The 6,804-nt window shown below is 57.8% G+C and carries 8 protein-coding genes and 2 pseudogenes; 2 read left to right on the forward strand and 8 right to left on the reverse strand.

Annotated elements, in window-relative coordinates; translation table 11 throughout:
• Together sctC and hrpT are read left to right on the forward strand one after the other, a co-directional pair.
• Positions 1-1,357, forward strand: a 1,357-nt coding sequence (sctC, locus tag E0F99_RS28080; RefSeq protein WP_130909066.1) for a type III secretion system outer membrane ring subunit SctC, incomplete at its 5' end; no start/stop codon positions are given.
• Positions 1,354-1,557 carry an HrpT family type III secretion system protein gene (hrpT, locus tag E0F99_RS28085; protein WP_083360266.1) on the forward strand — a complete coding sequence of 68 codons (204 nt, stop codon included), beginning with the start codon at positions 1,354-1,356 and terminating at the stop codon, positions 1,555-1,557. The genes sctC and hrpT, both read left to right, overlap by 4 nt.
• Before the next feature lie 48 nt (positions 1,558-1,605).
• Here the strand turns inward: hrpT and sctU are convergent, their stop codons facing one another.
• The 8 genes and pseudogenes from sctU to E0F99_RS28125 all read right to left on the reverse strand — a co-directional run.
• Positions 1,606-2,703, reverse strand: a complete 1,098-nt coding sequence (gene sctU, locus E0F99_RS28090) for a type III secretion system export apparatus subunit SctU (RefSeq protein WP_083360267.1) — start codon at positions 2,701-2,703, stop codon at positions 1,606-1,608.
• Positions 2,700-3,487 (reverse strand): annotated as a pseudogene (gene sctT / locus E0F99_RS28095) (type III secretion system export apparatus subunit SctT). Before sctT ends, sctU begins: the two are co-directional and overlap by 4 nt.
• Positions 3,488-3,497: 10 nt before the next feature.
• Positions 3,498-3,761, reverse strand: a complete 264-nt coding sequence (sctS, locus tag E0F99_RS28100; protein ID WP_083360268.1) for a type III secretion system export apparatus subunit SctS — start codon at positions 3,759-3,761, stop codon at positions 3,498-3,500.
• A 7-nt stretch (positions 3,762-3,768) separates the two neighbouring features.
• Complete coding sequence (sctR, locus tag E0F99_RS28105) at positions 3,769-4,422, reverse strand: type III secretion system export apparatus subunit SctR (RefSeq protein ID WP_083360269.1); 654 nt, start codon at positions 4,420-4,422, stop codon at positions 3,769-3,771.
• Positions 4,419-5,432: a FliM/FliN family flagellar motor switch protein gene (locus tag E0F99_RS28110; RefSeq protein WP_083360270.1), complete on the reverse strand. Its 1,014-nt coding sequence runs from the start codon at positions 5,430-5,432 to the stop codon at positions 4,419-4,421. The genes sctR and E0F99_RS28110 overlap by 4 nt, the downstream gene beginning before the upstream one ends.
• The gene (locus tag E0F99_RS28115) at positions 5,429-5,806 is read right to left on the reverse strand and encodes a type III secretion system HrpP C-terminal domain-containing protein (RefSeq protein WP_232000109.1); all 378 of its coding nucleotides are present in this window, start codon (positions 5,804-5,806) and stop codon (positions 5,429-5,431) included. The genes E0F99_RS28110 and E0F99_RS28115 overlap by 4 nt, the downstream gene beginning before the upstream one ends.
• Before the next feature lie 52 nt (positions 5,807-5,858).
• Positions 5,859-6,296 carry a type III secretion system stalk subunit SctO gene (gene sctO, locus E0F99_RS28120; protein WP_083360272.1) on the reverse strand — a complete coding sequence of 146 codons (438 nt, stop codon included), beginning with the start codon at positions 6,294-6,296 and terminating at the stop codon, positions 5,859-5,861.
• Positions 6,283-6,804: pseudogene (locus E0F99_RS28125) on the reverse strand (EscN/YscN/HrcN family type III secretion system ATPase); the annotation flags it as partial. The gene sctO and the pseudogene E0F99_RS28125, both read right to left, overlap by 14 nt.

Consider the following 6,804-nt stretch of genomic DNA (forward strand, 5'->3'; position numbering starts at 1 on the left):
AAACAACCCAATATTGGGGCAAAGGCTTGGGCAGACAGCGAAACAGGGGGAGTTGGAAACCGGCGCGACACTCACCCCGCGAGTACCGGTGTCTGCCGGCAGAATCCGCGTCGAAGCCGATGTGCGCAACAACGCCGTATTGATCTATGACCTTCCGGAACGGCAGGCGATGTACCGCGAGCTGATTACTCAGCTCGACGTGGCGCGCAAAATGGTGGAAATCGATGCAATCATTCTTGATATCGAACGCACTCAACTGCGCGAATTCGGCGTCAATTGGGGCAACAGTCGCTTCAGTAGCGACACACGAATGGCGCCGGGGAGTTCGTCGCAACTGTCGATCGAAAACCGTGATCTTTTCTTTGCCAAGATACGTGCACTGGAGCAACGCGGCCTGGCAACCATGGTGTCCAACCCGTCAGTCCTCACTCTGGAAAACCAGCCGTCAGTGATTGATTTCAACCGCACCCAATATCTGACCGCAGGCACAGAGGTCGCGACCATCCTGCCCATCACTGTCGGTACCAGCCTGCAGGTGGTACCCAGGGTGATTACGACCCGCGGTACCCATCAGGTGCACCTTATGGTGGATATCGAAGACGGAAACTTCGACGAATCCAACGCCAATCGCATCGGTCCCGATGTACGCCGGGGCAATGTCAGCACCCAGGCGGTCATGGCGGAAAAACGCTCACTGGTGGTCGGTGGTTTCCATGTCACCGAAAGCACCGACAAGCGCAACAAGATTCCCCTGTTGGGGGATATACCGCTGTTGGGCAAGGCGTTGTTCTCCTCCACCGAACGCAAGAACAACCGCCGCGAACGCCTGTTTATCCTGACCCCACGCGTGATCGGTGACCAAGCTGACCCTTCACGTTATTTGCCGCAGGACGATCAGGCAGAGCTGCAAGCCGCACTCAAGCCACTGGCCAGGCGTTATGCCGCACACGAGCCGGTCATCAAACGCAGTGACATCACCAGCACCCTGGCGCATCTCGTCAGCGGGGAGGTTCCCCTGGCATTCAAGGCAGCCCCTATGCCACTGGGCCTGGGCACCTTGTGCACTACCCGCGATCTACTGGCAATGAACACCGAACGCAGCCAGTGGTATGCCGGCCCGCAGTTCAATGTGGCGGTGATAGTGCTGCGTAATCAGTTCAAGCGCACTGTGCGTATCGACGAAAAGGAGTGCAGCAACTCGCAAACGCTGGCTGTCACCGTGTGGCCGCGCGCCTGGCTCAAACCGGGTGAAGAAGCCGAGGTATTTATCGCCATGCGTCCGGTGGTGAAGGATGAACACATCGGCGTGCCGCGCCCCTCCTTGATCACTCCCGCTCAGAAGAAGGCCACCCCATGAAACACCGCTTGTTGTGCATCGCCCTGATCAGCACAGTGCTGCTCATCGCTGGCTGCAGCCCCACCTGCAAAGGCGACTCCTGCTCACGCCCGCAATCGACCAAGGATAAGATGGTGATCTGGTGGCCACCGCAGATGCGCGTCGAGCCAGGGCCATCCGGTGAACGGGCGGACTACCAAACGATCTCGCTGGAACGCTAAGCCTTCGGTGACTTCTCAACGATCAACACCAGGTGTACCTGGTGTTGATCAGCGCAGCTCAAGCTCCGGCAACTCAAGGGTTTCGCGCTTAGCTTCATCATCAAGCTCACGCAATGTGCGATAGATCAGCGCCACCGCCTGCAAGGTTTCGCGGGGGATGCTTGCTCCCAGTTTTTTCGTGTAAAGCGTGCGGGCCAACCATACACACTGAATCACCGGTACCTCGGCGGCCTTCGCCTGCCGAATCAATTCTCGAGCATCATCGTCGGTGCCTTTGTTCACCAACAGGGGCAGCGGCGTCTTACCGGGACGGTAATAAAGCGCGACAGCAAAGTGCGTCGGGTTGACCACCAGCATGTCGGCTTCTTCCAGCTTGGGCAGTTTGACCTTCGGCTCCTCCTGGGCCAACTGCTGTGCCAACGCGCGGCGCTGCCCCTTCACATGCGGGTCACCCTCCATGTCCTTGTACTCTTTGACGACCTCGACCTGCGTCATGCGCATGCGCTTGGCGAAAAAGTGTTTTTGCAACGCCAGGTCAATCAGCGCCAACACCAGCAATAGCCCCAGGCAGACATGCAGCAAGTGGCGGAACAGGATGATTAGCGCAAGGATGTAGGTTTGCAGGTCGCTGTTGGCCAAGTTAATCAATGTGCCCAATGAAGGCCTGATGACCACGTACAAAACCACCCCCAACAGCACCGCCTTGGTAATACTCATCAACAGATTCATGACCGATTGAGCGGAGAACATCTGCTTGAGCTGCTTGAGAGGGTTGAGACGATTGAAATCCAGCTTCAAGGTCTGCGGCGCAAACAGGAACCCGAACTGCATCCAGCTGCTGATCAGCTTCGCGGCAATGGCCATCCCAACCATCAACAGGGCGAACGAGAAAAACATCAACAGCCCTTCAAACAGCACCTCCTCCAGCGCTCGAGTGAAGGGCTGAGCCATGCTCGACATCGGCAACACCATCAGTTGCTGAAAGCGTTGCAAGCTCGTTTCGGCGGTGAACAAAGCAATCTCGCTGATTGCTGTCAGCGCCAGTAGCTTGCTGACATCCTGGCTTTGGGAAACCTGGCCTTTCTTGCGTTGATCGCGCAATTTTTTGGCGGAGGCCGGGTGCTTCTTTTCACCGGAGTCACTCATGGCGTCGAGACCTGGAACATCACGCCGAGTGAGTGCTTGAGGTCACCCAGCAGATTCAAGCGTCCGACGATCAGGTCCTGCAGCAACGCAAAGTACAACAACAGAATACCAAGACCCGCCAGGCTTTTGAGCGGTGGCGCCAACGTGCTCACCTGTAACTGCTGACTGTAGACCCCCAGTAGGGCGAGGCCGAACTCCAGAAATAACAACACGGCAATAAAGGGCGCAACGTAAAGCATCATGTGGGTAAAGGTATCGCCGAGTATGCCAAGGAACGTACTGAACCATTGACTGCCGGCAGCGGCACCCAGGCCGTGGCCGGCCAGATCAAATAGCTGTCCCAGATCACTTGGGTAAGGACGCTCAAACCCAGAACAGCGATCAACAAGTAAATCACCAACTGCTTGAACAGATGCCCGATGGGCGTTGCATCCGGCCCCAGTGAAGGGTTGAGTTGACCACCCGCCAGGGCGCCACGCTGGTTATCCAACAACGCGCCGACTGACTCGAACATCCAAAAAGGCATGGCCAACAGGACACCCAGCAAAATGCCCAAGGCGGCCTCCTTGAATATCAGGCCGATGATCATCAGCGCGGAGTAGTCTTGGTCCACCAGTACAGCATGGATACCTGGCGCCGGAATGAATGCCATGACCATCACGATGACGTGCCGAGGCATGCCACGTATATGCTGGAAGCAGAACGCCGGCACCAGAATGGCACAGGGGTAGATCCTCGCCATGGCCACCAGCAGGCTTGGCAAATATTCAAGATAAGGCAGCACGTACATGCCCTCAGTTCAGCGCCGAGCGGGCGATCATGTCGAACATCAGGTTGATCAGTTGAATCAGCTCCACGCCGATCCAGCGTCCCGTCAATATCAGTGTGATACCCACCGCGACCAGCTTGATGCCAAAGGGTAACGTCTGGTCCTGTATCTGCATCAGGGCTTGAACCAGTGACGTCAGCACGCCGACGACCACCGCCACGATCAGCGGTGGGGCCGACAACATCACCACCAGCAGCATGCCCTGCTTGAACAGTACGATCGGTTCCATAGGGCACTCACAGGTAGGAAAGAAAAAGGCTGTCGAGCAACCGCGACCACCCGGAGACCATGACGAACAACAGCAGTTTGAGCGGCAGGGAAATGGTCATGGGCGAGACCATTTGCATACCCAGCGCCAAGAGCAGGTTGGACACAATCAAATCGATGACGATGAACGGAATGTAGATCAGGAAGCCAATCTCGAAGCCGGCCTGCAACTGCGACAGCACAAAGGAGGGGATCAACAGAATCAGGTCGTCGCGTTGGGTGCTTTGCGCCATTTCCGATGGCCACAAGCGCACACTGTTTTCGTGCATGTGGGTCAACACATCCGGATCAATGTTGCGTTTCATAAACGCACGTAGCGGCTCTATGGCCACAAGGCCAGTCGCTTGAACCGTCTGAACATTGCTCATGTCCAGGGGCGTACCCTTGAGGTTCTCGGCGATCTGGTAACCCACGGGGGCCATGATAAACAGCGTAGCGGCCAGCGCTATTCCATTGATCGCCATGCTTGGAGGCACCTGCTGAACGCCGATAGCGTTGCGGGTGATCATCAGCACAATGACGATCTTCAAGAACGCTGTGCAAATGATCAACAGCATCGGCAGCAACGACAGCGCCGCGAAAAACAGCGCCAGGACAACCGGGTCAACGCCCTGGAATATCATCGGGAGAACACCACGCGAGACAATTGCAAGCCAAGACGTCCATCGACTTCCACCAACTGTCCCTGGCCAATAGGCCGTTCACCGTAATACAGGCCGGCCAGGCCCGGGGCATACCCGCTGATGCCCAACACCGCACCGGGAGCGAGATTGCGCAATTCGCCCAGGGTCAGGTTCAGGGCACCACAACGCACCGTCAGCGCCATACTCAAGTCATCAAAGAGCTCCCGGCCGAAGACATCTTCCACCGGTTGATCAAATTCAGGCCCCGGGACTTCTTCTATTACAAATCCTTCGTCCATGGACGCTTCCTCTATCGCAATAAGGTTCAGGCATAACGGGCCGGCCTCATCGTCAATGCGCCCTTGCAGGCGTTGACTGCCGATATTCAAATGACCATGGCCCTGTACATCAAAAAAGGCGTGCTCGAGCATCAGCACGTCCCCCGCACGTACGCCACGCAATTGCGCAATGGGCAAACTCAAGCGGCCCAACGTCACGGCTATTGCCAACGGAAACGATGCCGGTAATGGGCTGGCCGTCGACAACCAAGTGCCAGCGGCACACATCGCCAGCAAACTTTGCGGGGCCAGCCACAGGTAACCTGCGACCTTGGACGGCCCCAACACCACGGTAAAACGGCAACCAAAGCCCAATTTTTCAGGCGCAGGCAGCACGCGCAGATAACCGAATAACGCCTGCACCTGCGGGCTGAGGTGATGCTGGAACAACTCCCAGAACCAGGACTTCGGGTCGTTACCAACCTCTGCCAGGGTTACCGGGCATTCGCCCATCAAACTGAACATCGCATCGGGCTCCGAGAACGCCAGTACGCCGAGGGCACTCTCGACCCACACAGGGCTTACCCCTTCAGGAGCGCGACCGGGTTCGAGCACAAATGCCCCCTGCTGATCGCCCACGTGAAACGGCATGCGTAACCCGCGCCCCAGCCGATGCAACGCCGCAACCCTTGCCGCCTCAACCAATGGCGGTGTCAAAGCGGACATGATCATTGGGGTCTCGCGCTTTTGATGTGGATATCAACAGGCTGCCCCAACGCCTCGACCAGCCTGTCCTGATAGCGTTTTTTCACAGTGCCGAGCCAATCCGCCGTGCGCGGTTCTTCGGCTTCCAGCTCGACGTTCCAGGCGCCCGGCTGCCGTTGAACACTGGCGTTGATTCGCCCCAGTCGTGGCAGGTAAAGCACCGCCAGCAACGGCCATTGTGTGACGCCCTGAACGCGAAGCGCCAACTGCTCCGTCAATGCCTCGATCATTACTTTATCCGCCGCCGCACTGCGCCCAGGCAAGCGGGAAGCGTAACCACCTTGACTGTCATCCTTGGCGAAAATCTGGGTGAATAAGTGCACATGAACCCAGGGCACCACGGCCTCAACTCCTCTCTCACGGTCGTCCCTCGGCTCGCGCATACGGGGCCGGTTAACCCTGCTCACAGGTAATCGTTTCATGACTCTCCTGCACCAGTAACTGGGATAATTCCCAAAGTTTTTCGACCTCGCGCAAACATCGGCTGACCTGCTTTTGCATGCCTTCGACGTGAGTTACTTGCTGCTCCTGCTGCCCGTGCAACTCATGTAATTGCGCCTCTTCGCGCAGCGTACTGGCGGACAACGAGCGCTCTTGGGTATTCCATGACTTGAGTGCCTGAAACGAGATGACCTGGCCTTGGTGCTTGCTCAATAGCTGCGCACCTTCCTCGGCCTCCTGCAGGCGAGTTTGTTCAAGGACTTGCTGTGCCTGCTCAACTTGCAATTGCAGCGCTCGTTGATGCCTTTTAGCCTCCCCCAATTCGCGCTCGGCCCGGTCCGCCCGGTGTTTGCGCAGACGCCGCAGGGTTTCCAACTCAGAAAGGAACATAGGCGGTCAGCTCCGTCAGTTGATCCAACGTCGTCTCCATCGGTGAAGGCTCACGCAAGTCCTGGCGTAAAAAGCCATCCACCGCTGAACGGCTGTCCACCGCCAGGTCAGTTAGCGCATCACTGCCGGCCTGGTACTCGCCCAGCTTCAGCATCAGCTCGATCTGCTGGTACGCCGACAACAGGCGGCGCAGCCCCGTACCCGCCTGGATATGCTCAGGCGTGGCGACGTTGCTCAAAATCCGCGAAAGGCTGGCCAGCACATCAACCGCCGGGTAATGACCGCGCTCTGCCAGCTTGCGGGACAACACAATATGGCCGTCGAGCAACGAGCGAACCTCGTCAGCCACGGGGTCACTCATCGAATCCTGTTCGATCAGTACCGTGTAGATCGCGGTGATAACGCCGTCGCGGGTCAACCCGGCGCGCTCCACCAAACGCGGCAACAAGCTGTACACCGAAGGCGGCAAGCCGCCACGGCCCAGGGGCTCACCGGCCGCCAGGCCGAT

The sequence above is a fragment of the Pseudomonas antarctica genome (assembly GCF_900624995.1).
Taxonomy (GTDB): Bacteria; Pseudomonadota; Gammaproteobacteria; order Pseudomonadales; family Pseudomonadaceae; genus Aquipseudomonas; species Aquipseudomonas antarctica.

Bases quoted from the DNA above. Each gene is read 5' to 3' on its own strand.
- sctS (WP_083360268.1), bottom strand. From the start codon at position 3,761: ATGGAACCGATCGTACTGTTCAAGCAGGGCATGCTGCTGGTGGTGATG.
- E0F99_RS28110 (WP_083360270.1), bottom strand. From the start codon at position 5,432: ATGATCATGTCCGCTTTGACACCGCCATTGGTTGAGGCGGCAAGGGTT.
- sctU (WP_083360267.1), bottom strand. From the start codon at position 2,703: ATGAGTGACTCCGGTGAAAAGAAGCACCCGGCCTCCGCCAAAAAATTG.
- sctR (WP_083360269.1), bottom strand. From the start codon at position 4,422: ATGATATTCCAGGGCGTTGACCCGGTTGTCCTGGCGCTGTTTTTCGCG.
- sctO (WP_083360272.1), bottom strand. From the start codon at position 6,296: ATGTTCCTTTCTGAGTTGGAAACCCTGCGGCGTCTGCGCAAACACCGG.
- hrpT (WP_083360266.1), top strand. From the start codon at position 1,354: ATGAAACACCGCTTGTTGTGCATCGCCCTGATCAGCACAGTGCTGCTC.